This window comes from Micromonospora sp. SL1-18 (assembly GCF_047921505.1).
Taxonomy (GTDB): Bacteria; Actinomycetota; Actinomycetes; order Mycobacteriales; family Micromonosporaceae; genus Micromonospora.
This window is the reverse complement of record NZ_JBLROA010000035.1, coordinates 35,363-60,510: the sequence shown is the minus strand read 5'-3', so window position 1 is coordinate 60,510 and position 25,148 is coordinate 35,363. Positions and strand designations below refer to the sequence as shown.

The 25,148-nt window shown below is 71.7% G+C and carries 25 protein-coding genes; 9 read left to right on the top strand and 16 right to left on the bottom strand.

Annotation, left to right across the window (positions count from 1 at the left end):
- Window positions 1-46 precede the first annotated feature (46 nt).
- Both ACNAW0_RS18370 and ACNAW0_RS18365 read right to left on the bottom strand, forming a co-directional pair.
- Window positions 47-700 (bottom strand): DedA family protein, encoded by a 654-nt coding sequence (locus ACNAW0_RS18370; protein WP_416289123.1) that lies wholly within the window; start codon window positions 698-700, stop codon window positions 47-49.
- Between the two features lie 231 nt (window positions 701-931).
- Window positions 932-1,288, bottom strand: coding sequence for a VOC family protein (locus tag ACNAW0_RS18365; RefSeq protein WP_416289122.1), 357 nt, complete (start codon window positions 1,286-1,288; stop codon window positions 932-934).
- A 159-nt stretch (window positions 1,289-1,447) separates the two neighbouring features.
- Here ACNAW0_RS18365 and ACNAW0_RS18360 point away from each other — a divergent pair, with 159 nt between their 5' ends.
- On the top strand, window positions 1,448-4,303 hold the full coding sequence (locus ACNAW0_RS18360; protein ID WP_416289121.1) for an aconitate hydratase: 2,856 nt from the start codon (window positions 1,448-1,450) through the stop codon (window positions 4,301-4,303).
- Between the two features lie 63 nt (window positions 4,304-4,366).
- Here ACNAW0_RS18360 and ACNAW0_RS18355 read toward each other — a convergent pair whose 3' ends face one another.
- From ACNAW0_RS18355 to ACNAW0_RS18345, 3 genes are read right to left on the bottom strand one after another with little or no spacing between them, the layout of a single operon-like run.
- A complete protein-coding gene (locus tag ACNAW0_RS18355) occupies window positions 4,367-4,975 on the bottom strand; it encodes a GTP-binding protein (RefSeq protein WP_416289120.1) in 609 nt (202 codons plus the stop codon).
- Window positions 4,956-5,336, bottom strand: a complete 381-nt coding sequence (locus ACNAW0_RS18350; protein WP_416289119.1) for a DUF742 domain-containing protein — start codon at window positions 5,334-5,336, stop codon at window positions 4,956-4,958. Before ACNAW0_RS18350 ends, ACNAW0_RS18355 begins: the two co-directional genes overlap by 20 nt.
- Complete coding sequence (locus ACNAW0_RS18345) at window positions 5,333-5,758, bottom strand: roadblock/LC7 domain-containing protein (protein ID WP_416289118.1); 426 nt, start codon at window positions 5,756-5,758, stop codon at window positions 5,333-5,335. Before ACNAW0_RS18345 ends, ACNAW0_RS18350 begins: the two co-directional genes overlap by 4 nt.
- A gap of 618 nt (window positions 5,759-6,376) precedes the next feature.
- Between ACNAW0_RS18345 and ACNAW0_RS18340 the strand changes: the two genes are divergently transcribed.
- The gene (locus tag ACNAW0_RS18340; protein WP_089006151.1) at window positions 6,377-6,625 is read left to right on the top strand and encodes a DUF2630 family protein; all 249 of its coding nucleotides are present in this window, start codon (window positions 6,377-6,379) and stop codon (window positions 6,623-6,625) included.
- An 88-nt stretch (window positions 6,626-6,713) separates the two neighbouring features.
- Here the strand turns inward: ACNAW0_RS18340 and ACNAW0_RS18335 are convergent, their stop codons facing one another.
- The 3 genes from ACNAW0_RS18335 to ACNAW0_RS18325 all read right to left on the bottom strand — a co-directional run bounded on the left by ACNAW0_RS18335 (window position 6,714) and on the right by ACNAW0_RS18325 (window position 9,404).
- On the bottom strand, window positions 6,714-7,643 hold the full coding sequence (locus ACNAW0_RS18335; RefSeq protein ID WP_416289117.1) for a serine protein kinase RIO: 930 nt from the start codon (window positions 7,641-7,643) through the stop codon (window positions 6,714-6,716).
- A gap of 154 nt (window positions 7,644-7,797) precedes the next feature.
- Window positions 7,798-8,505 carry an HAD family hydrolase gene (locus ACNAW0_RS18330; RefSeq protein ID WP_416289116.1) on the bottom strand — a complete coding sequence of 236 codons (708 nt, stop codon included), beginning with the start codon at window positions 8,503-8,505 and terminating at the stop codon, window positions 7,798-7,800.
- Between the two features lie 56 nt (window positions 8,506-8,561).
- Window positions 8,562-9,404, bottom strand: coding sequence for a carbon-nitrogen hydrolase family protein (locus tag ACNAW0_RS18325; RefSeq protein WP_416289115.1), 843 nt, complete (start codon window positions 9,402-9,404; stop codon window positions 8,562-8,564).
- A 105-nt stretch (window positions 9,405-9,509) separates the two neighbouring features.
- Between ACNAW0_RS18325 and ACNAW0_RS18320 the strand changes: the two genes are divergently transcribed.
- From ACNAW0_RS18320 to mug, 3 genes are read left to right on the top strand one after another with little or no spacing between them, the layout of a single operon-like run.
- Window positions 9,510-10,082: a TetR/AcrR family transcriptional regulator gene (locus ACNAW0_RS18320; protein ID WP_416289114.1), complete on the top strand. Its 573-nt coding sequence runs from the start codon at window positions 9,510-9,512 to the stop codon at window positions 10,080-10,082.
- A 49-nt stretch (window positions 10,083-10,131) separates the two neighbouring features.
- Entirely contained in the window at window positions 10,132-10,893 is a 762-nt protein-coding gene (locus ACNAW0_RS18315) for an SDR family oxidoreductase (RefSeq protein WP_416289113.1), read from the top strand.
- Window positions 10,890-11,453, top strand: a complete 564-nt coding sequence (mug, locus tag ACNAW0_RS18310) for a G/U mismatch-specific DNA glycosylase (protein ID WP_416289112.1) — start codon at window positions 10,890-10,892, stop codon at window positions 11,451-11,453. The genes ACNAW0_RS18315 and mug overlap by 4 nt, the downstream gene beginning before the upstream one ends.
- A 41-nt stretch (window positions 11,454-11,494) precedes the next feature.
- Here the strand turns inward: mug and ACNAW0_RS18305 are convergent, their stop codons facing one another.
- The 4 genes from ACNAW0_RS18305 to ACNAW0_RS18290 form a co-directional block, all read right to left on the bottom strand.
- Entirely contained in the window at window positions 11,495-13,477 is a 1,983-nt protein-coding gene (locus ACNAW0_RS18305) for an ABC transporter ATP-binding protein (protein ID WP_416289126.1), read from the bottom strand.
- A 114-nt stretch (window positions 13,478-13,591) separates the two neighbouring features.
- Window positions 13,592-14,359 carry an enoyl-CoA hydratase/isomerase family protein gene (locus tag ACNAW0_RS18300; protein ID WP_416289111.1) on the bottom strand — a complete coding sequence of 256 codons (768 nt, stop codon included), beginning with the start codon at window positions 14,357-14,359 and terminating at the stop codon, window positions 13,592-13,594.
- A 46-nt stretch (window positions 14,360-14,405) separates the two neighbouring features.
- Window positions 14,406-14,633: a helix-turn-helix domain-containing protein gene (locus tag ACNAW0_RS18295; protein ID WP_007462679.1), complete on the bottom strand. Its 228-nt coding sequence runs from the start codon at window positions 14,631-14,633 to the stop codon at window positions 14,406-14,408.
- A 223-nt stretch (window positions 14,634-14,856) separates the two neighbouring features.
- Entirely contained in the window at window positions 14,857-16,464 is a 1,608-nt protein-coding gene (locus ACNAW0_RS18290) for an ABC-F family ATP-binding cassette domain-containing protein (RefSeq protein ID WP_416289110.1), read from the bottom strand.
- A 249-nt stretch (window positions 16,465-16,713) separates the two neighbouring features.
- Between ACNAW0_RS18290 and ACNAW0_RS18285 the strand changes: the two genes are divergently transcribed.
- Entirely contained in the window at window positions 16,714-17,616 is a 903-nt protein-coding gene (locus ACNAW0_RS18285) for a neutral zinc metallopeptidase (protein WP_416289109.1), read from the top strand.
- A 117-nt stretch (window positions 17,617-17,733) separates the two neighbouring features.
- Here the strand turns inward: ACNAW0_RS18285 and ACNAW0_RS18280 are convergent, their stop codons facing one another.
- On the bottom strand, window positions 17,734-17,973 hold the full coding sequence (locus ACNAW0_RS18280) for a winged helix-turn-helix domain-containing protein (RefSeq protein ID WP_416289108.1): 240 nt from the start codon (window positions 17,971-17,973) through the stop codon (window positions 17,734-17,736).
- Window positions 17,974-18,208: 235 nt separating this feature from the next.
- Here ACNAW0_RS18280 and ACNAW0_RS18275 point away from each other — a divergent pair, with 235 nt between their 5' ends.
- The 3 genes from ACNAW0_RS18275 to ACNAW0_RS18265 all read left to right on the top strand — a co-directional run bounded on the left by ACNAW0_RS18275 (window position 18,209) and on the right by ACNAW0_RS18265 (window position 19,318).
- Window positions 18,209-18,484 carry a DivIVA domain-containing protein gene (locus tag ACNAW0_RS18275; protein ID WP_416289107.1) on the top strand — a complete coding sequence of 92 codons (276 nt, stop codon included), beginning with the start codon at window positions 18,209-18,211 and terminating at the stop codon, window positions 18,482-18,484.
- Window positions 18,484-18,750: a hypothetical protein gene (locus ACNAW0_RS18270; protein WP_416289106.1), complete on the top strand. Its 267-nt coding sequence runs from the start codon at window positions 18,484-18,486 to the stop codon at window positions 18,748-18,750. Before ACNAW0_RS18275 ends, ACNAW0_RS18270 begins: the two co-directional genes overlap by 1 nt.
- Before the next feature lie 136 nt (window positions 18,751-18,886).
- Entirely contained in the window at window positions 18,887-19,318 is a 432-nt protein-coding gene (locus ACNAW0_RS18265; protein ID WP_416289105.1) for an NUDIX hydrolase, read from the top strand.
- 154 nt (window positions 19,319-19,472) lie between these two features.
- Here the strand turns inward: ACNAW0_RS18265 and ACNAW0_RS18260 are convergent, their stop codons facing one another.
- From ACNAW0_RS18260 to ACNAW0_RS18250, 3 genes are all read right to left on the bottom strand, one after another.
- Window positions 19,473-20,126: an acVLRF1 family peptidyl-tRNA hydrolase gene (locus ACNAW0_RS18260; protein ID WP_416289104.1), complete on the bottom strand. Its 654-nt coding sequence runs from the start codon at window positions 20,124-20,126 to the stop codon at window positions 19,473-19,475.
- Window positions 20,127-20,221: 95 nt separating this feature from the next.
- Complete coding sequence (locus ACNAW0_RS18255) at window positions 20,222-23,911, bottom strand: M12 family metallo-peptidase (RefSeq protein WP_416289103.1); 3,690 nt, start codon at window positions 23,909-23,911, stop codon at window positions 20,222-20,224.
- 380 nt (window positions 23,912-24,291) lie between these two features.
- Complete coding sequence (locus ACNAW0_RS18250) at window positions 24,292-24,915, bottom strand: LysE family transporter (protein WP_416289102.1); 624 nt, start codon at window positions 24,913-24,915, stop codon at window positions 24,292-24,294.
- Window positions 24,916-25,148 lie beyond the last annotated feature (233 nt).

The following is a 25,148-nucleotide window of genomic DNA, read 5'->3' as shown; positions in this document are numbered from 1 at the left end:
TCCACAGCCGGCCCCACCCTGGGGCCGGCCGTTGGTCGTCCGCGGATCAGTCGCTGCCGGCCCGCACCGGCTCGGTCTCGGCGGCGGTCTCCGCCGACGCCAGCCGGTGGGCCCGGCGCCGCAACCACCAGGTGCTGCCCAGGCCGGCGAGGATCGCGATCACCAGCCCGGCCCAGGAGATGTCCTTGAGCCAGCGCTCGGCCGCCCGGCCCACGGTGAACAGCAGGTACGTCGTGCCGAAGGCCCAGACCAGGCCGCCGGCCGCGTTCGCCAGCAGGAACCGCCGGTACGGCACACGCAGTGCGCCGGCCAGGGGACCGGCCAGGATCCGCAGCAGTGCCACGAACCGGCCGAAGAAGACCGCCCAGACGCCGTACCGGGCGAAGCTCCGCTCGGCGCGGGCGAGGTGGGCCGGGCCGAGGTGGCGGGGGAAGCGCCGGCCCAGCCGTTCCAGCAGGGGCCGGCCGCCGCGCCGGCCCACGGCGTACCCGATGGAGTCGCCGATGATGGCACCGGCCGCTGCGGCGCTGGCCACCCACAACGGGTCGACCACCCCGGCGGCGGCGAGCAACGCGGAGCTGACCAGGACGATCTCGCCGGGCAGCGGAACGCCCATGCTCTCCACGCCGATCACCCCGGCGACGATCAGGTAGACCACGCCTGGGGGGAGCGCGGCAAGCCAGTGTTGTACGTCGAGCACGCCCTCATCCCTTCCGGTCCGACCTCGAACCCTACCTCCGGTCCGACGGCACGGCGCTCCGCTCACCCGGCCTCCACCCGGCCGGGCCTCGGCTTGCCGCCGCGGCCCGCCGCTCGTCCGTTGGAACGCTATGGAAGTCTCCGTCCCGCCGTGACCGCCAGGACGTTCCACCGACCTCCGCGTCCGCCGGCCGGGCGACGTGCGGCCGGTGGTGGGTGGTGCGGCCGGGGGTCAGGCGGCGGGGGCGAGGAACTCCAGCCGGTTGCCGTGCGGGTCGTGGGTGTGGAACCGGCGCATGCCGGGGACCTCGTCGTCACCCCAGGTCACCGCGTGACCGGCGGCGGCGAGCCGGGCGGCGAGCGCGTCGAGGTCGGGGCGGAGCAGGGCGGGGTGCGCCTTGCGGGCGGGCCGGAAGCCGTCCTCGACACCGAGGTGCAGCTCCGCGCCGTACCCGGTGAACCAGCAACCACCGCGGGCGGCGAGGGCCGGCGGCTTGGGCTTCTCGACCAGGCCGAGCAGGCCGCCGTAGAAGGCCCGGGACGCATCCTCGGAACCGCGTGGGCAGGCGAGCAGTACGTGATGGATCATGGTCGGCACCTCCTCGTCCCGAACCCTGGCACGAGGTTGCGTGAATAGCAAGACGGACGTACGGTTTTGTTGAGCGCCGGACGCAGGTAAGTGCCACCTAACCACGGCAGTACCCCGGCCGGTGCGACAGACTGCTCAGGACTACTCACAGTCGCTGGTGTGAAGGAGTACGACGTGGCGAGCCTCGACACCTTCGGTGCGAAGACCCAGCTACGCGTCGGAGACGCGAGCTACGAGATTTTCAAGATCGGCAAGGTGGAGGGCCACGACCGGCTGCCCTACAGCTTGAAGATCCTGCTGGAAAACCTGCTGCGGACCGAGGACGGCGCGAACATCACCGCCGACCACATCCGGCAGCTCGGCGCGTGGGACCCCACCGCCGACCCGAGCGTGGAGATCCAGTTCACCCCGGCCCGGGTGCTGATGCAGGACTTCACCGGCGTGCCCTGCGTCGTCGACCTGGCCACCATGCGGGAGGCCGTCCGCGACCTCGGCGGCGACGCAACCAAGGTGAACCCGCTCGCCCCGGCCGAGCTGGTCATCGACCACTCCGTCATCGCCGACCTGTTCGGCCGCGAGGACGCCTTCCAGCGCAACGTCGAGCTGGAGTACGAGCGCAACAAGGAGCGCTACCAGTTCCTGCGCTGGGGCCAGACCGCGTTCAACGAGTTCAAGGTCGTCCCGCCGGGCACCGGCATCGTGCACCAGGTCAACATCGAGTACCTGGCCCGTACGGTCATGGAGCGCAACGGCCAGGCGTACCCGGACACCGTGGTCGGCACCGACTCGCACACCACCATGGTCAACGGCCTGGGCGTGCTGGGCTGGGGCGTCGGCGGCATCGAGGCCGAGGCCGCGATGCTCGGCCAGCCGGTCAGCATGCTGATCCCGCGGGTCGTCGGCTTCAAGCTCTCCGGTGAGATGCCGGCCGGCACCACCGCCACCGACCTGGTGCTCACCATCACCGAGATGCTGCGCAAGCACGGTGTGGTCGGCAAGTTCGTCGAGTTCTACGGCCCGGGCGTGAGCTCGGTGCCGCTGGCCAACCGGGCCACCATCGGCAACATGTCCCCGGAGTACGGCTCCACCGTCGCCATCTTCCCGATCGACGCCGAGACCGTCCGCTACCTGGAGCTGACCGGCCGCGACCCGCAGCAGGTCGCGCTCGTCGAGGCGTACGCCAAGGAACAGGGCCTATGGCACGACCCGGCCCGCGAGCCGGAGTACTCGGAGCGCCTGGAGCTGGACCTCGGTACCATCGAGCCGTCCCTGGCCGGCCCCCGGCGCCCGCAGGACCGGGTGCCGCTGGGCAGCGCCAAGACGCTGTTCCGCTCCGCGCTGACCGACTACGTGGCCGAGGAGGCCGCCGGCGTGGCGAAGGAGCTCAGGCCGGGCGTGGCGCGCGAGCAACTGCCCCGCGGCGCCGCCGGCCCGGCCGACGAGGCCAGCGCCGAGTCGTTCCCGGCCAGCGACCCGCCGGCCAACGAGTTCAGCGACCCGGCCGACGAGCCGCGCGACCTGGAGACCGCCGCGGCGGGTGCCGGTGGCCGCGCCACCAACCCGATCCGGGTCACCGGCGCCGACGGCGTCGAGTACGAGCTGGACCACGGCGCCGTGGTGATCGCCGCGATCACCTCCTGCACCAACACCTCGAACCCGCAGGTCATGATCGGTGCCGCGCTGCTGGCCCGGAACGCGGTGGAGAAGGGCCTGTCCCGCAAGCCGTGGGTCAAGACCACCCTGGCCCCCGGCTCCAAGGTCGTCATGGACTACTACGACCGGGCCGGCCTCACCCCCTACCTGGAGAAGCTCGGCTTCAACCTGGTCGGCTACGGCTGCACCACCTGCATCGGCAACTCCGGCCCGCTGCCGGAGGAGGTCTCCGCCGCGGTCAACGAGGGCGACCTCGCCGTCGTGTCGGTGCTCTCCGGCAACCGGAACTTCGAGGGCCGGATCAACCCGGACGTCAAGATGAACTACCTGGCGTCCCCGCCGCTGGTGGTCGCGTACGCGCTCGCCGGCACCATGGACATCGACCTGGCCAACGAGCCGATCGGCGAGGACAGCCAGGGCAACCCGGTGTTCCTGCGCGACATCTGGCCGAACACCGCCGAGATCCAGGACGTCATCGCCTCGGCGATCGGCGCCACCGGCTTCAGCTCCGCGTACGCCGATGTCTTCGCCGGTGACGAGCGCTGGCAGTCGCTGCCCACCCCGACCGGCGACACCTTCGCCTGGGCCGGCGAGTCCACCTACGTCCGCAAGCCCCCGTACTTCGAGGGCATGCGGCGCCTGCCGGCGCCTGTTTCCGATATCGGTCCGGCTCGCGTGCTGGCCAAGCTGGGCGACTCGGTGACCACCGACCACATCTCCCCGGCCGGCTCGATCAAGGCGGACTCCCCCGCCGGCCGCTACCTGGCCGAGCACGGCGTGCCGCGGCACGAGTTCAACTCGTACGGCTCCCGCCGGGGCAACCACGAGGTGATGATCCGCGGCACCTTCGCCAACATCCGGCTGCGTAACCAGCTCGTCCCAGGCATCGAGGGCGGCTTCACGGTCAACCACCTGACCGGCGAGCAGACCTCGATCTACGACGCCTCGATGGCCTACCAGGAGGCGGCCGTCCCGCTGGTCATCCTGGCCGGCAAGGAGTACGGCTCCGGCTCGTCGCGCGACTGGGCGGCCAAGGGCACCATGCTGCTCGGCGTCAAGGCGGTCATCGCCGAGTCGTACGAGCGGATCCACCGCTCCAACCTGATCGGCATGGGCGTGCTGCCGCTGCAGTTCCCGGTCGACACCACCGCCGAGTCGCTGGGGCTCACCGGCACGGAGACCTTCTCCATCGCCGGCGTGACCGCCCTGAACGACGGCGAGACCCCGCGTACGGTGAAGGTCACCATCGACACCGGCGTGGAGTTCGACGCCGTGGTCCGGATCGACACCCCGGGTGAGGCGGACTACTACCGGCACGGCGGCATCCTGCAGTACGTACTGCGTCGCATGATCGCCAGCTGACGTCGTACCCCGGACAGGGCCCCTTCCCGCGCTCGCGGGGAGGGGCCCTGTGGCATCGGGAGGTCAGCCGTCGGCGGCGCTTCGGCGCTCCTCGCGCAGCTTCATGGCGTGCTCCAGCAGCGTGATCAGGACCTCCTTGACCGACTCCCGCTGCCGCACGTCGCAGAGCACCACCGGTACGCCCGGGTCGAGGTTGAGCGCCGTCTGCACCTCGTCGAGCCGGTACCGCCTGGCACCCTCGAAGCAGTTCACCGCCACCACGAACGGCGTGCCCCGCTCCTCGAAGTAGTCGATCGACGGGAAGCAGTCGGCCAACCGACGGGTGTCGGCGAGCACGACCGCGCCGAGCGCGCCGAGCGCCAGTTCGTCCCAGATGAACCAGAAGCGGTCCTGGCCGGGCGTGCCGAACAGGTAGAGCACCAGGTCGTCGCTGATGGTGATGCGACCGAAGTCCATCGCCACCGTGGTGGTCTGCTTCTCCTCCACCCCGGAGAGGTCGTCGACGCCGACTCCGCTCTCGGTCAGCACCTCCTCCGTGCGCAGCGGGCGCGTTTCGCTCACCGCGCCGACCAGGGTGGTCTTGCCGACGCCGAAGCCGCCGGCGATCAGGATCTTGATCGCGGTGGGCAGCGGCGCCGCTCCCGCCGGCCGCTCAGAGCGCCCGTAGTCCATTGATTACCGCCTCGTAAACGCTGTCGTCGGGAAGGCCGGCGGTGGTCGCGCGCGGCTCACGAACCTGCACCAGGTGGCGGGCCACCAGGTCACCGAGAAGGACCCGGACGGTGCCCACCGGCAGGTCAAGGTGGGCGGCGACCTCGGCCACGGACTGGATCCGCTGGCAGATGCCGACGATCGCCAGGTGTTCCGGGCCCAGCCCGGGTTCCGTGCTCGCGTCCGCCCGGGTCGCGGTGACCAGGGAGATCAGGTCGAAGGTGCCGGTGACCGGGCGGGCTCGCCCGCCGGTCAGCGCGTACGGACGCACCACCGGGTCGTCCAGCCACTTCTGCTCCGCGGGCTCCGCCTGGCCGGTCATCGTGCCGGGTTCTCGCCGGCACCCGGTTCCCTGGTCGGCGAGGCGACGAACCGGCCGACCCGGGTCACCAGCATCGCCATCTCGTACGCGATCAGACCGACGTCGGCGTCCTCGGTGGCCAGCACGGCGAGGCAGGCGTTGCGCCCGGCCGCGGTGACGAAGAGAAACGACGACTGCATCTCGATGATGGTCTGCTGCACCTGGCCGCCGCCGAACCGCTTGCCGGCCCCCCGGGCCAGGCTCTGGATGCCCGCCGCCATCGCCGCCAGGTGCTCGCCGTCGTCCCGGCTCAGCCCCCGCGATGAGGCCATCAACAGGCCGTCGGTGGACAGCGCCACGGCGTGTTCCGCCTGCTTGACCCGGCCGACCAGGTCATCCAGCAACCACGTCAGGTCCGCGCTCGAAGCCGTCTTCTGGGCCACTCGTCGTCCTCTTCTTCCCGGCTGGTGTCGCCGTACTCGCCTGAGGTCCGCCCCCACGGCGTCCCCCTCATATCGCCTGCCCGTCCCCCGGGTCGGGCCCGTCACCGATCCCGTGCGCCCCGTCGAGCGGCCGCGCGGCGTCGGTCCGGCCGCGTCGGGTGCCGCTTCGGCTGAAGCTCATCAAACGGCGCACCTGCTCGGGCGGGCGCACCGCTTCGTCGTCGCCCTGGCCGGTGTCCGGGGTGGACCGCAGGCCCGCCGCTGCTGCTCGACCAGCTGCTGGAGCTGGTCCGGATCGGACTGTCCGAGGTGGAGCAGGGGCGACAATCTTCGTGCTGCGAGAACCATCACAACTTCCTGGCCGGGTATTCCATCACGTGCCCGAATTCGGGCCGTCGGCGATCCGATCGATCCCGGCGCACGCTAGCAGCGTCCCGAACTTCACTCAAGCGATCCTGATCATGACCGGTTGGCGGGAGCCGCACTCGCGCGATCGCGGCGGCGAGGAGCCGGTCACCAGCGGCAGGATCTGGGGGGCAGAAGCCGGATGGGTGCCGGGAGCGGGACCGGGGGCGAGGAACGCGGGCGCGCCACCGCCCCCTGTGCCAAGCTTCGGGCATGGACGACAAAACCATCCTGAACCGGATCTCCGAACTCGTCGACGAGGAGCACCGGCTGCGCGCGGCGGCACAGGAGAACGAGGCCGGCACCGACGACGCGGCCCGGGAACGGCTGCGGGCGCTGGAGGAGTCCCTCGACCAGTGCTGGGACCTGCTGCGCCGCCGCCGGGCGGCCCGCCAGGCACACGGCGACCCGGACGCCCAGGGCGAACGCCCCCTGTCGGAGGTCGAGCGCTACCTCCAGTGACCGCGGCGGGACGACCGGCGGCACGCCGGTGCGGGACGGGCGGGCGGCGTCCCGGGGCAGGCGGCCACCCGCCCGGGACGCGGCGCGCTCAGCGAATCCCCGCCTCGTGCAGCAGCAGCCCGGTCAGCTCGGTCGGGTCGACGTCCCCGGCGGGCAGGCCCCGGGCGGCGAACCAGCTGCCGACCACCCGCACGTCCCGGGCCAGGAACTCCGGCCCCTGCGGGTTGGCCACCACGTCGACCACCTGCGGCAGGTCGATCATGACCAGCCGCCCCCGGTCCACCAGCAGGTTGTACGGGGACAGGTCGCCGTGCGCGTACCCGGCCCGGGCCAGCACGACCAGGGCGTCTACCAGTTGCTCCCACAGCTCACGCAGCTCGGCGGCGTCGGGCCGGAGCTGGGCCAGCCGCGGCGCGGCCTGCCCCTCCTCGGGGTCTCCGACGAACTCCAGCATCAGCTCGGTGCCGAGCAGCTGCACCGGGTACGGCACGGCGATCCGCCCGGAGGCGGCGCCGATCTCCCAGAGCCGGGCGAGGGCGGCGAACTCGGCGGCCGCCCACTGCCCGGCGATCATCTGCCGGCCGAAGGCGGTCCGGCCGGCCATCGCCCGGTTCTCCCGGGACCGGCGGACCCGGCGCCCCTCCAGGTAGCCGGCGTCGCGGTGGAAGAGCCGGTGCTGGGCGTCCCGATAGCGCTTGGCGGCCAGCAGGCACGAACGGTCGGTGTCCGGCACGGCCCGGCGGACCAGGTGGACGTCCGCCTCCTTGCCGGTCTTCAGCACACCGAGTTCGGCGTCCTTCGCGGCCAACTCGGTGATCAGCCACTCGGGGTGGGGTTCGGGCCCGTGCACGGCCTCGTCCCAGGAGGACCAATGGTCCTCGGCATCGGGCTCGGCGTCGGGCTCGGCGAGGACCGGCTCGGCGTGCCGGCCGCGCTTCAGGAAATACGGTTCGTCGTCGTCAAAGCGGCTCTTGCCGCGGCCACGGCGCTGCGGCGCCGGGAAGTCGTGATCACGCACGGGTGGGTTGATCCTTCGATCGAGGCTGATGGAGGCAGGTGGAACGACCCTGCAAAGACGGCCATGACCGACCTCCTCTCCTCGACCGGGCTCCGCCCGGCTGCGCCCTCGCGCGGCACCATGCTCACCGGCGGGCGCGAGCGGGTCAACCGAATTACAGCCCGCGCGGAATGGACCGGCGGGGCTGCGGCGCGGGCGCTTGACCGGCCCCGCCGCGAAGCGCGGCCAGCACCGCGGCCACCGCGGCGATCAACCCGTCGGCCGTACGGGTCGGCGCGAACCGGGTGTCCGACCAGCGGCGTCCCCGGTGCAGCCAGACGCTGGGCAGTCCAGCCGCGCTGGCCCCGCCGATGTCCGCCTCCGGGCTGTCACCGATCACCCAGGCACCGCGCAGCGGCATCCGGGCCCGCTGCGCCGCGAGCGCGAAGATCCTCGGGTTGGGCTTGCTGACCCCGGCCTCCTCGGAGATCACCCAGTCGGCGACGTACCGGTCCAGGCCAGTTCGGCGGATCTTCGCGTCCTGCTTGCGTACGGTGCCGTTGGTGACCACCACCGGCACCCACCCGGCGTCGTCGACGATCCGCAGCGCGCAGGCGACCAGCGGGTCCAGACGGGTGTACGCCACCACCCCGTCGTGCAGGTCCGCCACCAGGTCGATGGCGGAGATACCCAACCCGTACCGGTCCCGGATGGCGTCCGCCAGGTCCCACCGGTCGGTCAGCCCGTCCGCGTCGACGGACAGCAGCCAGTCGAGGTCGGCGGGCGGCGCGCCGATGGTGTCCAGGAAGCGCTCGCCCCAGGCACGAAACGGCCGCTCACGGTCGAGCAGCGTGTTGTCCAGGTCGAGCAGGAGCAACGGCACGCGGGAACCTTACGGGACCGGGACGGACCACCGACAGAGCCGGAGGCCCAGATCTGTCAACCCGCGACCGTCGTACGGGGCAGGCCCTGGTCGGGCAGGCGGTCGGCGAGCATGGTGTGCGCCGCCCGGGTGGCCGCGAGGGCGGCCGGGTCGAGCGTCGCGACCAGCACATCCGTCCCGGTGTTCGCGCCCCGGGCCAGCGGCCGGCCCTCCGGGTCGTACACCGCGGCACCGCCGTTGAACCGCCACGGGTCGGCGCCGTCAACGGCGTTGGCGAACACGACGTACATGGTGTTGTCCAGGGCGCGGGCGGCGTAGTAGACGTCCCGCCGGTGCTCCGAGCCGGCCAGGTAGCCGCTCGGGCAGAGGTAGCCGTGCGCGCCGTCGTCGGCCGCGGCCCGCCCGTGCTCAGGGAAGCAGCCGTCGTAGCAGATTCCGAGACCGAAGCGCCAGTCGTCGACCAGCAGGGTGGCGCCCCGCCGGCCCGGGGTGAACAGTTCGCGCTCGCCGCTCCAGAGCTGCTGTTTGTCGTACGCCGCCCGCACGACGCCGGCCGAGTCGACCACCAACGAGGAGATGGTGCGCCGCCCGTCGGGGTGCCGGACCGCCGCGCCCACCACCACCGTCGTCCCGCCGTCCCGGGCGGCCCGCCGCAGCGGGTCGAGCCGCGGATCGTCGACCCGGCCGTCCGCGTCGGCGGCCACGTCGGTGCCGGTCGGGTCGGCGGCGAGGGTCGGCGGGTGGTACGCGGGCAGGAACAGCTCCGGCAACACGACGATCCGGGCACCGGCGGCCCGGCCGACGAGGCGGGCTGCCGTGGTGGCGTTGCCGGCGACATCACCGGGAACCGGCTCGGCCTGCACGGCGGCCACGGTCAGCGGGTGGGCGGGCGCGATCATGGAACGATCCTAACCGCCTCGCGGCATGATGCCGATCACGTGAGGGCGCATCTCAAGCCGTACGTACGGTTTGCGAAAGCGGAAGTCACCTGGGACGATCGGTGCGTGCCCAGAGTAAGCCAGGACCAGCTCGACGCGCGCCGACAGGAGATCCTCGCCGCCGCGCGCGCGTGTTTCGCCCGGCACGGCTACGAGGGCGCCACCGTCCGGCGCCTGGAGGAGGCCACCGGGCTGTCGCGGGGCGCCATCTTCCACCACTTCCGGGACAAGGACTCGCTCTTCCTCGCCGTGGCCGAGGACGACGCGCAGGCCATGGTGGAGACCGTCGCCCGCAACGGTCTAGTCCAGGTGATGCGGGACCTGCTGGCCACGGCACTCTCCCCGGACACCACCGGGTGGCTCGGCAGCCAGCTGGAGGTGTCCCGGCGGCTGCGTACCGACCCGGCATTCGCCAAGCGCTGGGCGGAACGCTCGGCGGCGATCGCCGAGGCCACCCGCGAGCGACTGCTCCGCCAGCGGGAGGCCGGGGTGCTCCGCGACGACGTGCCGATCGATGTGCTGGCCCAGTTCCTGGAGCTGGCGTACGACGGGCTGGTGCTGCACCTGGCGATGGGCCGCCCGGCCGGCGACCTCGGCCGGGTGCTCGACCTGGTCGAGGAGGCGGTCCGCCGCCACTGACCGCCCGGGTCTCGTGGCACGGCGACTCCGGGTACGGCAGGATCGGCCCATGGATCTCGGACTCGCCGACCGGGTGTACGTGCTGACCGGCGCCTCACGTGGCCTCGGTTTCGCCACCGCCGAACAGCTCGTCGCCGACGGCGCCCGGGTGGTCATCTCGGCCCGCGTACCGGAGCAGGTTGCCGTCGCGGTCGAGGCGCTCGGCGGACCGGAGCGGGCGATCGGACTGACCGCTGACCTGACCGACCCGGGCACCCCGCAGCGGCTGGTCGCCGCCGCCCGCGAACAATTCGGCCGGCTCGACGGGGCGCTCATCTCGGTGGGCGGGCCGCCCAGGGGCACCGCCGCCCAGGTCAGCGACGAGCAGTGGCGGGAGTCCTTCGAGACGGTCTTCCTGGGCAGCGTCCGCACCCTCCGTACGGTGGCCGCCGCGCTCACCGACGGCGGCGCGATCGGACTGGTCCTCTCCACCTCGGCGCGGGAACCGCTGCCCGGCCTCGGCATCTCCAACGGCCTGCGCCCCGGCCTGGCCGGGGTGGCCAAGGACATCGCCGACGAGTACGGCCCCCGTGGCGTACGCGTGTTCGGCCTGCTGCCCGGCCGGATCATGACCGACCGGAACCGGCAGCTTCTCGCCGCCACCGGCGACCCGGAGCGGGCCCGGGCCGAGGCGGAGGCGTCGATCCCGCTCGGTCGGTTCGGCGAACCGGGCGAGTTCGGCCGGGTAGCCGCCTTCCTCCTCTCCCCCGCCGCCGGTTACGTCACCGGGGTCACCGTGCCCGTCGACGGCGGCGCCCTGCGCGGCCTGTGACGGACACGGGCCGCTATCCCCGGCCGACGAAGGAGCAACTCGCGGCGGCGGCCGACAAGCTGCTCCCGGACGTGATCGCGCCCGGCCTGGATGTGCTCCTCGTCGGCATCAACCCGGGCCTCTGGTCGGCGGCCACCGGCTGGCACTTCGCCCGGCCGGGCAACCGGTTCTGGCCGGCCCTGCGCCGGGGCGGCTTCACCCCGCGCCAGCTGCACCCGAGCGAGCAGGACGAACTGCCCCGCCTCGGGCTGGGCATCACCAACCTGGTGGCCCGGGCCACCGCCCGCGCCGACGAGCTGACCGCCGAGGAGCTGGTGGCCGGCGCGGCGGAGCTGGCCGGCAAGGTCGAGCGGTACCGGCCGCGCTGGGTGGCGGTGGTCGGGGTGACCGCGTACCGGATCGGTTTCGCCCGGCCGAAGGCCGGCTTCGGCCCGCAGCCGGAACCGCTCGGCGGCGCCCGGCTCTGGGTGCTGCCCAACCCCAGCGGCCTGAACGCGCACTTCACCCCGGAAACGCTCGGCGCCGCCTTCGCGGAGCTGCGCGCGGCCGTGATCGCCTAATTGGCCGGCCGCCGGGCGGCAGCATCAGCCGGGCGGCCGCGCTAGTTGGCCGTGGCGGGCGGGAGCGCCTCCTGCGCGACGTACGTGCCGAGCGGCACCGTGCTGACCACCGGCTGCGCCTGGTCCGGCTCCGCGTACGGAATCGGCGAGTCGGCCACCGCGAACTGGGTGCGGTACAGCTCGGCGTAGAGCCCGCCGACGGCGACCAACTCCTCGTGCCGGCCGCGCTCGACGATCCGCCCCTCGTCGAGGACGAGGATCTGATCGGCGTCCCGGACCGTGGAGAGCCGGTGCGCGATCACCAGCGCGGTACGCCCGGTCAGCGCCACGGACAGCGCCCGCTGCACGGCCGCCTCGCTCTCCGAGTCCAGGTGCGCGGTCGCCTCATCGAGGATCACGATCGACGGGGCCTTGAGCAGCAGCCGGGCGATGGCGATGCGCTGCTTCTCGCCGCCGGAAAAGCGGTAGCCGCGCTCGCCGACCGTGGTGTCGAGCCCGTCGGGCAGGGAGCGGACCAGGTCGGCCACCTGCGCGCCGGCCAGGGCCGCCCAGATCTCGTCGTCGGTGGCGTCCGGCTTGGCGTAGCGCAGGTTCTCCCGGATCGTCTCGTGGAACAGGTGGGAGTCCTGGGTGACCACGCCGATCTCGTCGCGCAGCGAGGCCAGGGTGGCGTCCCGCACGTCGACGCCGCCGACCAGCACGTGGCCGTCGGTGGCATCGTAGATCCGGGAGATCAGCATGGACAGCGTCGACTTGCCGGCGCCGGAGGAACCGACCAGGGCCACCATCTGCCCGGGCTCGACGCTGAACGAGACGCCCTTGAGCACCGGCTCGTTGACCGTACGGTCGAGGGTGGTGACCTCCTCCAGCGACGCGAGGGACACCTCGGCAGCGCTCGGGTAGCGGAACCGCACGTCGCGGAACTCGACCCGGCCGATGCCTCGGGGCACCGGCACCGCGTCGGGCTTCTCCTCGATGCCTGGACGCAGGTCGAGCACCTCGAAGACCCGGTCGAAGGAGACCAGCGCGCTCATCACGTCGACCCGGACGTTGGACAGCGCGGTGAGCGGGCCGTACAGGCGGGTGAGCAGCAGCGCGAGCTTGACCACGGTGCCCGCGCTGACCGCGCCGGTGACGGCGAGCCACCCACCGAGGCCGTAAGTCAGGGCCTGGGCGAGCGAGGCGACCAGCAGCATCGCCACGAAGAAGGTCCGCGAGTACATGGCGGACTGGATGCCGATGTCGCGAACCCGCTCGGCGCGGCGGGCGAACCGGCGGGCCTCCACCTCGGGGGAGCCGAAGAGCTTGACCAGCAGGGCGCCGGCGACGCCGAACCGCTCGGTCATCGTCGCGTTCATCTTCGCGTCGAGGTTGTAGGACTCGCGGGTGATCTCGGCAAGCCGCCGGCCGACCCGGCGGGCGGGAATGATGAAGATCGGCAGTAGCACCAGCGCCAGCACGGTGATCTGCCAGGACAGCACCAGCATCGCCCCGGCGGTGAGCACCAACTGGATGACGTTGCTGACCACGCCGGACAGGGTGGAGGTGAACGCCCGCTGGGCGCCGAGCACGTCGTTGTTGAGCCGGCTGACCAGGGCACCGGTCTGGGTGCGGGTGAAGAACTGCAGCGGCATCCGCTGGACGTGGTCGTAGACCCGGGTCCGCAGGTCGAGGATGATGCCCTCCCCGATCCGGGCCGAATACCAGCGCTGGGCCAGGGAGAAGAGCGCGTCGGCGACGGCCAGCGCGGCGATGATCAGGGCCAGCCGGACCACCGTCGAGCGCGCGTCGGGGCCGCCCTTGGCGATCGCGTCGATGACGTCACCGGCGAGCAGCGGGGTGGCCACCCCGATCACCGCGGCGATCACCACGGTGAGCAGGAAGATCATGATGTCGCGCCGGTAGGGCCGGGCGAACGCGACGATCCGCTTGGCGGTGCCGCGCTTGAGCTGGTGGGTGGCGACCTCGTCCTGGTTGCGCATCGACCGGAGCATGCTCCAGCCGCCCATGCCGCCACCGGGCATGTGGTTGGACACTCGTCACCTCCGGGTCGTCGGGCAGCCCTAGACCGTCGGGTCAATTCTCCCGACCACTACGACAACCTCGCGAGTAACCCGGATCTTCCCGAACGATCCTGGCTATTCTCCGCGCCCGGCCAGATCGCGCAGCCGTCGGGTCTGCGCCTCGCGCTCGGCCCGCTGCTGCTCCGCGTGGCTGCGCCCGGCCGCGCCCGCGAGCAGCGCCTTGATCTCCACGATCGCGTCGCGGTTGTTGGCCAGCAGGCCGGCGGTCAGGTCCCGCACCGCGGCGTCCAGCTCCGCGTTCGGCACGACGAGGGTGGCCAGGCCGAGCCGGTCCGCCTCGGCGGCGTCCATCCGGCGGCCGGTGGCGCAGATCTCCAGGGCGCGGGAATAGCCGACCAGCTCGACGAGGCGCTTGGTGCCGGCGAGGTCGGGGACCAGGCCGAGGGTCACCTCGGCCATGGACAGCTTGGCGTCCTCGGCGAGCACCCGCAGGTCGCAGGCGAGGGCGAGCTGGAACCCGGCACCGATCGCATGCCCCTGCACGGCGGCGACGGAGATCACGTCCGGGCGGTGCAGCCAGGTGAAGCCGCCCTGGTATTCGGCGATCCGGTCGGCGCACTCCTGCTCGGGCAGGGTGGCGAGCTCGGCGAAGGAGCCGGGGCCGGAGGCACCGGCCACGGACAGGTCAATACCTGTGGAGAACGCCCGCCCCTCGCCGCGCACCACGACGACCCGGACGTCGCCGGGCAGATCGCGGGAGAAGTCGCTCATCGCGCGCCACATCGTCGGGGCCTGCGCGTTGAGCACGTCGGGCCGGCACAACGTGACCGTCGCCACCGGCCCGTCGCAGTCGAGTCGTACTCCGGTCGTTGCGGGGGTCACCGGACCACCCGGAGCACGACGCTGATCGACGACGCTGGTGCGCGGGTCACGCCTTCTTGCGACGCCGGGCACCGCCGCGCTGCCGCAGCTGCACCCCGGACTCGGTGAGCACCCGGTGGATGAACCCGTAGGAGCGGCCGGTCGAGGCCGCGAGCGCACGGATGCTCTCACCCGAGGTATACCGCTTTACCAGGTCCTTGGCGAGCGTCTGGCGCTCGGCTCCGACGATCCGGCGACCCTTCTCAGTGCTGGTGGCTGTGCCGGTGGCTGCCATGCTGATTCCTCACGTCCCAGACTGTGCGGTTCGGATACGGTCCCACCTATTAGACCGCCTCGAACGATCATGCGCCAGATATCAACTCTTCGCCAACCGACACGCTATGCAATGTCAGCTTCCCGATACCGTGATGCTACTGACCGGTCAACCCGGGCCGACCAGGTGGATCATGGCAGTCCGACCGGGCGGTGGACCCGTACGCCGCGGTGACAGGTGGGAGTCAGGCGAGCTCGACGAGTTCGAGCAGGTCGTCGCTCCAGGCGTCCTCGTCGCCGTCGGGCAGCAGGATGGCGCGGTCGGGCTTGAGCGCCATGACCGCCCCCGGGTCGTGGGTGACCAGCACGATCGCGCCCGGATAGCGGGCGATCGCGTCGAGCACCTGCTCCCGGCTGACCGGGTCGAGGTTGTTCGTCGGCTCGTCCAGCAGCAGCACGTTCGCCCCCGAGCAGACCAGCGTGGCCAGGGCCAGCCGGGTCTTCTCGCCACCGGAGAGCACCCCGGCCGGCTTGTCGACGTCCTCGCCGGAGAACAGGAACGCGCCGAGGATCTTGCGCAGGTCGGTGTCGGTCTGCTCCGACGCGGCGCTGCGCATGTGCTCCAGGATCGTCCGCTCCACGTCCAGGGTCTCGTGCTCCTGCGCGTAGTAGCCGAGCCGCAGGCCGTGCCCGGGGCGCACCTCGCCGGTGTCCGGCTCGAGCAGGCCGCCGAGCATCCGCAGCAGGGTCGTCTTGCCGGCACCGTTGAGGCCGAGGATGGCCACCCGGGAACCCCGGTCCACCGCCACGTTGACGTCGGTGAAGATCTCCAGCGATCCGTAGGACTTGGACAGGCCGGTCGCGGTGAGCGGGGTCTTGCCACACGCCGCCGGGGTGGGGAAGCGCACCTTCGCCACCTTGTCGGCGACGCGTACCTCGTCCAGGCCGGCCAGCAGCTTCTCGGCCCGCCGGGCCATGTTCTGCGCGGCGACCGTCTTGGTGGCCTTGGCCCGCATCTTGTCCGCCTGCGCCATCAGCGCACCGGCCTTCTTCTCGGCGTTGGCCCGCTCCCGGCGGCGGCGCCGCTCGTCGGTCTCCCGCGCCTCCAGGTACGCCTTCCAGCCCAGGTTGTAGACGTCGACCACCGAGCGGGTGGCGTCGAGGAACCAGACCTTGTTGACCACCGCCTCCAGCAGCGACGCGTCGTGGGAGATCACGATCAGGCCGCCCTTGTGGTTGGCGAGGAAGCTGCGCAGCCAGGTGATCGAGTCGGCGTCCAGGTGGTTGGTCGGCTCGTCGAGCAGCAGGATCCCGCCGCCGTTGTCGCCCGCGTCGCGGAACAGGATCCGGGCCAGCTCGATACGCCGGCGCTGACCACCGGACAGGGTGCCGATGGTCTGGGCCAGGGCCCGGTCGGGCAGGCCGAGGTTGGCGCAGATCCGGGCCGCCTCGGCCTCGGCCGCGTACCCGCCGAGGGAGGCGAACTGGTCCTCCAGCGCGCCGTAGCGGCGGACCAGGCGCTCGTCGTCGGCGCCCTCGGCGAGCTTGGCCTCCAGCTCCTTCATCTGCGCCATCAGCACGTCCAGGCCACGGGCGGAGAGCACCCGGTCGCGCCCGGTGACGTCCAGGTCACCGGTACGCGGGTCCTGTGGCAGGTAGCCGATGGCGCTGCGCCGGTCGAGCTGCCCGGCGTACGGCTGCCCCTCCCCCGCCAGCACCTTCAGCGTGGTGGTCTTGCCGGCGCCGTTGCGGCCGACCAGGCCGATCCGGTCACCCGGCTGCACCCGCAGGGTGGTGTCGGACAGCAGGATCCGGGAACCGGCGCGCAACTCCAGGCCGGTGGCAGTGATCATGTCGAGGTACTCGCTCTCGGGGTTCCGGAAGGGCTGACTCAGGGCACGCGAAAGCGCCGGCGGGTCATCACTTCCCGTCGGCGCGGGGCCGTTCAGCCTTCGCAGCGCAGCACGGGGCAAGTGTAGCGGGCACCCCCTACCCTTTCCCGCGGATTACCGTGCAAGATCATCGGGTACCGGGAAACGCCGTCCGGACCCGGTCCGGTACCGCAGCCACCACAGTTCGGACAAATCGGTGATGGGGTCAACATGGAGCTGAACGAGAACGCGGAGATCGATACCAGCCAGGTGGACGATCAGCGAGGGTCCGGCGGAGGCGGCGGACTGGGCATCCCGATCCCGATCGGCGGGGGCGGGATCGTGGGCATCATCATCGCCGTCCTCGTCGCCCTGGTCGGTGGCGGCTATGGCCTCAACGCCATGGGCGGCGGCGCCGACCAGGGCGACAACACCTCGCTGAAGCAGAAGTGCTCGGCCCAGGACGCCCTCAAGCAGCTCGACTGCCGCAACACCCTCTACGTCAACTCGATCCAGGCGTACTGGCGGACCGCCCTGCCGGAGGTCTTCGGCCAGCAGTACCGGCCCGCCAAGACCGTCTTCTTCAGCCGGGCCGTGCGCACCGGCTGCGGCGCGGCCGACTCCGGCGTCGGGCCGTTCTACTGCCCGGGCGACCACCTGGTCTACATCGACCTCACCTTCTACCGCCTGCTCGCCGACCAGCTCGGCGCGAAGGGCGAGTTCGCCCAGCCGTACGTCCTGGCCCACGAGTACGGACACCACGTGCAGAGCCTGCTCGGCACCGAGGCGCAGATGCGCCGCCAGCAGCAGCGCGACCCTGCCCACGCCAACGCGCTCTCCGTGAAGCTGGAGCTACAGGCCGACTGCTACGCGGGCGCCTGGGCGAAGAACGCCACCGGCACCACCAACGCGAAGGGCCAGAAGATCTTCAAGAGCATCACCGCGGAGGACATCCAGCAGGCGATCGACGCCGCCGAGAAGATCGGCGACGACGCGATCTCCAAGCGCGCCGGCCGACCGGTGAACCCGAACGAGTTCACCCACGGCACCTCCCAGCAGCGGATGCAGTGGTTCACCACGGGCTACTCCACCGGCGACCCGAAGTCCTGCGACACCTTCGGCGCCGGCCGCTAGCCCGCCCCCGCTTGATCAACTCGATGTGCGGCATGTCGTGGTCAAACCCGATGACGAGACCACGCATTGCCGCACACCGGGGCGATCACATGCCTCAACGAGCGCGGACAACCTCGGTCAGGGCTTCCGCATCCAGGTCTTCGGGTCTGTGATGAAGATGCCCTTGCCCTGATGCCGACGGATGACGCCCAACGCCTCCAGCCGGACATAGACCATCTGGATCGTGGACGTGCCCACCTTGTAGTCCGCCGCCATCTGGGCAATCGACGGCAGCTTGTCCTCGGGCTTGAGCTTCTTCGCCTTGACGGCAGCGATGATGTCGTCGGCGATGCGGATGTAGTCAGGTGTTGTAGGCATGGCGCTCCTTGCGTGGCTCGCCAATTCGATCACGAAACGCCCACGACCGACAACAATCAGTGGTTGACTTAAACGACTAAGCCGTTAGTCTGAAGTGGAGCCGCTCCTCGCGTGGCAACGAGTTCGGCTCATCCCCCTGGTCGGGGCGGGTGCGTGTGCCCGTCCCGACCCACCGGCCTGCCTTAAACCATCGCACCGACCCTCCGCGCTCCCGCCTGCCCCGGAAAGGACCGTCGTGGCCCAGGTGTACCGATCCGGCCAGCTCTACGGCACTGGCCTCCCGGCCCGGTTGACCCCGCACGAGGTACGCACCCGCACCTTCGACCCGCGCCGCCGCGGCGCCGACCCCGATCAGGTACGCGAGTTTCAGGCCCAGCTCGCCGACGAGCTGACCGACCTGCACCGCCAGGTACGCCTGCTCACCGAGGAGAACGACCGGCTCAAGCGTGCACTGCGCGACTGGCAGACCATGCACGCCCGGGAATGCCGGCCCAACGAGGGCCACTGGTAATGGTGCGGCGACCCGAACCCGGCGACCTGCTGCGGATCGACGGCCGGACCTCCGTGCAGTTCGCAGGCGACCGCGCCCTGACCTTCCGCGTCGTCTCAGTCTGCGACCGCCCGACGTACGCTGGCTGGATCTGGCTGACCGGCTACGTCATCAACCGACGCGGCAACGCCACCGCCAAACGCGAGATCTACGTCCAACTCGCCGGCCTCCGCCGCACCAGTCCTCAACGGACCGATCATCGAATATTCCGAGGCAGGACAGCCTAAGCCGGCTTTCCTAGCCCCACACCGACGCCTTCCAAGATCGAGGGGCTTACCCCCTCTCGCCGGGCAGCATCGCCCACGAGTCCGGCGAGGATCTTTCGAGGCGGATTACGAATGCCTCGCCGGGTATGGTCACCGGATGATCCCACCCCGCCTCCGGGTCGCCGCGTACGTCATCCGCCGCACGGGGGCCGGCCCGCAACTGCTCGTCTTCGACCATGTCGACTTCCCCGAGGCGGGCACTCAGGTCCCTGCCGGCGGAATCGAGCCGGGCGAGACGCCGGCCGAGGCCGCGGTCCGCGAGGTCGCCGAGGAGACCGGGCTGACCGGCGTCGAGGCGGTCGCCGAACTGGGGGTCAGCGAGCGCCCCCACCCGGAGACCGGCCAGGCCCGGCGGACCACGTACGTCCAGCTCCACGTGCCCGGCCGGCCGGCCGATGGGTGGGTGCACCAGGTCGCCGGAAACGGCGAGGACGATGGGCTGCGGTTCGCCTGCCGGTTCGTCTCGCTGACGCTGGCAGCCCACCTCGCCGATCACCAGAACGAGTTCCTCGACCGGATCCACTCTTGATCCCCGGCGTGCTGGCCGTGAACTCACGGGGTGGCCGTTGACCCCAAGATCGCGCTCAAGTCCGGATGTAGTGGCATCACACGCGACCTCGACACCAAACATGCTGGTTGTAGCACGATCTTGAGCCAGTAGGCAGGCAGGGAGAGTGCTCGGGTCAGTCGCGATCAGGGTCGCGGATCAGGATCCGCACCGCGCGGGCGGCGGCCACCGCATCGACCAGCACCGCGTGCCGGGGCTCGGGCACGTCGAGCAACCGGTCGGCGCGCAGGGCGGCGAGCGGGGCCAGCCGCCGGTCGGCCAGCACGCCGTCCACCGCCCGCCGGTCGCCGCCGCAGACCAGCGCGGCCAGCGTCGCCGCCTCCGGCAGCAGCAGCCGTACGGACAACTCCACCGCGTCGCCCAGCGCCGCCTTGGCCTGGTTGTCCCGCCGTCGGGCGAACCGCTGCTGCGACCAGCCACCCGCGGCGGTGCGCCCCTGCACGTAGCGGGTGTCCACCTTGGAGATGGTCAGCTCGGTCCCGTCGGCCACGCCGACCGCCACCGCGCCCTTGCGCGCCAGCAGCAGGCCGAGCCGACGCGCCGCGCCGGCGGCGGCCACGAACCCGGGTACGTCGGCGCTCGCGGGGACGCCGGGCGGGGTGTGCAGCTCGGCGGTCGCCCCGTCCGGGGCGGCGAGCAGCAGGCCGTATCCCTGGATGGTGGTGGTGGGCGGGCCGTGCCGGTCGGCGAAGCCCTCGACCCAGCGGGCGACGCGGGTCGGGTCGACCTCGACCCACCGGCCGCCCCCGGCTGCGGGTCGGCTGGTCATGACACGACGGTACGGCACGGGGATTCGCCGCGGCCCGGCGGGAAATGGAACGCGGGAGGACACCGCGACCGGCGTCCTCCCGCGCTACCCGTTGGTCAGTGGACGGTGAGGTTGCCCGCCGTCAGGTTGACCTCGTCGGTCCCGTTGCCCGTCCAGTCGGACGAGAAGAGCAGGGCACCGCCGTTCCACAGGGTGATGCCGACGGTGTCATCCTTCCCGGGCTCCCCCCGGTCGGTCACCGTCACGGCCAGCGTCAGGCCGCTGGCCACCACCTTGCCGTTGCTTTCGTACAGGCTGGCCCGGTAGCGCACCTGAGCGACCGCACCGGCCGAGGTGATGCCGAGCCCGTCGACCGTGCCGGCCTTGATCGTGTAGAACTTCCCGCCGGAGCGGAACGCGATCTCGGCCTGGCCCGACGCGGCCTTCTTGGCCACGGCGGGCATCGCGGTCAGGTCCACCGCGACCTTCGACTTCGCGTCAACCGGGTACGCCCCCGCCGAGCGGGTGACCATGATCTCGCCGTCACCGGTGAGGAACCCGCCGTCGGAGACGGCGACCGTCACCTGCGCGGTGGTGCTGCCCGTGTAGTACCCACCGACCGTCGTGGTGACGGTGTGCGTACCCGCGGGCAGGGTGGCCTCGCACCCCGCAGAGGCGCTCGTGCTAGCCGCGCCGAGCAGCTCCAGCGTGCCGGTGCAGAGCGTCACGCCACCCTCGGTGAAGGTGACCGTGGCGTTGCGGATGTCACCCGCGGTGGTGTCCGTCGCCAAGGGCAGCACCGAGCTGTCCTGGACGACGGCCCGCAGCAGCGCATTGCCGGAGGCATCGCTGGTCGCGGTGCTCACCAGCGTGTCACCGGCCCAGGTCGCCGCCGCGTCCTCGGCGGTGACCGTGATGGTGAACGAGGTGCTGCCGGCCAGTCCGGTGCCGTCGGAGACCGTGACGGTGACCGGGTAGTCGCCCGGAGCCGCCGTGGTGGTACCGGCAACGGTCCAGCTGCGCGTACCGGGCAGGGTGTCAGTGCCGGAGGTCGCCGACACGGCCAGCGACAGGCCCGCGGGCAGGCCGGTGGCGGACGCGGTCAGCGCGGCGCCGGCGGTGTCGGCGTCGGAGGCGGTGACCGTCACCGGCTGCGAGAGGGCGTCGCTGTACTGGACCCGGGCCCCGCCGGCCGGGGCGTCGTTGGAGACTACCGGGACGGCACGGATGGTGAAGTCGGCGTCGTTGACATCGAAGAAGACGTTGCCGACGGCCTCGATCTTGATCCGGGCCCGCTGGGTCGCCACGTTGGGCAGGGCCACCGTGGCTCTGCCGTTGTTCGGGGTGCTCTCGGCCAACACGTACGGGAAGGTCTGCCCGCCGTCGGCGGACAGCGAGATCTTCACCTGGCTGGCGTTCACCGGCGCCGCGTCGGTGCCAGCAACGTCCCAGGTGACCGTCTGGCTCGAGCCACCGTCGAGGACGGCGGCGGAGCCCTGCGAGGTGACCAGGAACGGCCCGGCGTTCGGGGCCAGCACCAGCGCGACGTCGGCGCTGCCGACACCGCCGCCACCCAGCCGCCCGTCGCGGGCGGTGAGCTTGAAGTGCAGGGTCCGGTCGTTGGTGAAGCCGACCCAGTCCTTGGTGGGCAGGAACTCCGAGTAGCAGTCGACGAGCTCCGCCGGCACGTTCGAGGCACCGCCGGTGGGCGGCGGGGCCGGCGCGGCCGGGCAGGCACCCGTCTTGGCGTTCGTGTTGCCCGCCAGGATCTGCTTCATGTCCGGGAAGACCCGGGTCGAGTTGGTGGTCACCGCGTTCTGGCCCGGCGAGTGGTACTTCAGGGTGTCGGTCGACGACACGATCGCCGCCTCGCCGAACACCCGGAACAGCGGGCCGTTGGTCTTGGTGTTGTTCACCAGCGCAGTGCCGGCGGTGGCGCCCCGGTCGTTCTGCTCCCACAGGTACGTCACCGTGTCGCCGTCGGCGTCGGTGGCGCTGCCGGTCAGCGCGAACGGGGTACGCACCGGGATGGTGACGGTGCCCGGCACGGTGACCACCGGCGCGTGGTTGGCGGTCTCCTCGACCAGGAAACCGCCGTTGTCGATGGCACCGCCCTTGGCCGTCTCACCGACGAAACCGGAGGCGCCGGTGAAGTCGGTGAGCTCCAGCGAGGCGACGTTGGTGTTGGCCAGCGTGCCGCCGAAGGTCACCTGGAAGCCGTTGTCGTCCGGCGTGCTGCCGCCGCCGAAGGCGGCCACGCTGACGGTCGCGCCGGCCCGCCAGCCGGCGATCCCCTCGATGGCGGCCTTGATGCCGGCGGTGGTGTAGTTGACACCCCGCACGATCGGCGCCGAGTCGTTGCCGTTGTAGCGGACCCGGAACGAGGCACCGTTGGTGTTGAAGCCGTACAGCGAGGCGGTCTGCACCTCGCTGATCGCCGGACGGTTCGACGTGACGTACGTGGTGATCTCGGTGTAGCTGCGGTGCGACCAGTACGGGTCGCTGTGCGGCTGGAGGTTGTCCTGCTGGCAGATGCCGGCGTACGCCATGATCGACGAGCCGCTGCCCGGCTCGTACGAGTTGGCCGCGCTCCGGTTGCCGCCCGAGCAGTTGTACTGGGTGCCGTTGAAGGTGTGGTTGCCGGCGAACTGGTGGCCCATCTCGTGCGCCACGTAGTCCACCGCGTAATAGTCACCGATCGGGGTCGGCAGGCCGGTGCAGCCCTGCGCCTTGCTGTTGCCGCCGATGACGCCGAGGCTGGCCACGCCGCCACCGTTCACGCCGAGTCCGATGTGGCCGACGTCGTAGTTGCTGGCGCCGACGATCTGGCCGAGCACGATCCGGTTGCGGCTCAGCGTGCTGCTGGCGCAGGACTTGAGCTGGTCTGTGGTGAAGCAGGCCGCCGCCCCGCACGGGCCGTTCGGCTCGGTGGCCAGCACCGGGGTGTTCAGGTTGGTCTTGTCGGTGTCGTTGATAAGCACGAGCCGGATCGCGGTCTCGTCCTCGTAGACCTGGGTGACCCGGTTCATCAGGGTGACCTTGGCGGCGGTGACGTTCTCCGCGCCGAAGAAGGTGGCGTAGGAGGGGTCGGTCACCAGCGCCACCCGGTAGGTGCGCAGCTTCACCAGCGGCCCGACCGGGGCCTCGGCCACGGCGGCCGCGATCTCGTCCGCCAGGGCGTGCGCCTCGCCCGCCACGTCCTCGCGCTCGACGAACACGCCGTGCGGATTCTCCAGGTCGCGGGCGAAGTAGCTCGCGTACAGGCTCTGGTCGAGGTGGTAGTACGGGTCGACGTACCAGTTCCCGGCCGCCGAGCGGACCGAGGCGTGGAAGCCGAGCGGGGTGAGGTCCGCTCGGATGGTCGCGGTCGGGTCGTCCAGGCCCTTGCCGGCGTACGTGGTGATCTCGGGATGCTTGGCGGCCAGGCCGGCCTCCATCACGGGCGAGTTCACCAGCTCGAAGCGCTGGAACGTCCCGTCGGGCGCGGGCAGCGACACGATCTGCCGCTGCTGCGCCGCCTTGCCGCGCTCCCGCGGAGCCTTGTCGAGGGTGCTCTTCAGGCTGCCGCGGTCGAGGGTGAACGCGGCGAGCCGCTTGGCCTTGACGGTGGCCTTCTTACCGGCCTTGGTCGGTGCCGGCTTGCCGTCCACCTTGTGCCACGGGCCGTTGGGTGACGGGGCCGCGCTGGCCGCCGCGGGCGCCGCCAGCGCCGGCAGTGCCGCCGCTACCAGCGCGGTGGCGAGTAGAGTTGCGATCCGCCCACGCCGCGACCGACCGTCTGGTGCACGGTGCCGCGGTAGACGCATCAGGGTGATCCTCAAGACGTCTCCCTGCTCGGTGAGGAGTGGTGAAGCCGTCGCACCGCCCCGGGTCGGCGGGGCCGCGCGGCTGATCCACAGATTGGTCAGAAACCCTAAACGGACGACGGACTCCCGACATCAGCCGGACAGGGGATGGCATCCTGACAGGACGATGGCCGTACGGGTCCGCCAGGTGATCGTCGGCCCACGCCGACGGACGCGCACGCGGGGGCGATCGTCCCGATGGCCGAGCATCGGTGATCGGAAATGTGAACGAGACCGTGCGTTCGACGCCCCGGCCTGCCGGTTCGACCGATGCCGTCGTGACACCACCGAAGATCAACTGTCATGAGACTGTCATACTTCGATCGTCCACTGTCGTGGACTCAGGCCAGCAGCACGGCGACGGCGAGCGCGGCGATGATCGCGCTGGACGCCAGCGCGGTGACCAGCCGCCCCCGCGGGCCGGTGAGGGCCCGACCGACCAGCGTGCCGCCCCCGGCGATCAGCAGCTGCCAGCTGGCCGAGGCGAGGAACGCCCCGAGCACGAACAGCCCGCCGGCCACGACGTCGGCGCCGCCCGCATCGCCCCGACCCAGGACGAGCGCCGCGAAGTAGACGACGGTCGCCGGATTGAGCAGGGTCAGGGCGAGGATCGCGAGATAGGCCCGGGCCGGGGTGTCCAGCCCGCGCCGCACCACCTGCGGGCCGGCCGCGGCCGGAGGTCGCAGGCCCCGCCACGCGCCGTATCCGGCAAGTACGAGCAGCACCGCCGCCGCGACCAGCCGCAACGGATCGGCGAACGGGGCGAGCAGACCGGCCACCGCGGCGCCGCCGAGGGCCGCCACCGCGGCGTAGACCCCGTCGGCGGTGGCCACCCCGAGCGCCCCGGCCGCGCCCACACGGAAGGAGGTACGCGCGCTGAGCCCGAGGATGAGCACCGCGATCGCGCCGACCGGGACGGCGACACCGTAGCCGGCCACCAGACCGGCGAGGAACGCCCCACTCACGACGGCGGGCGGCGGGTCGAGGCGGACCCCGGCCAGGTGCGCTGTCGACGCGCGGCAGTGGCCACGCGGACAGAAACCTGCTTCGGGTACGCCTCGATCACCCCGCCATCCTGCATCCACCCCCGCCAGCATCGCCACCCGATTTCCGGCCCGCACTCCACCGCGCCCCGCACATCCGGCATTCAAGATCGCGCAAAATCCTGGATGTAGTGGCCAGGTCATCGCCCCGAGGC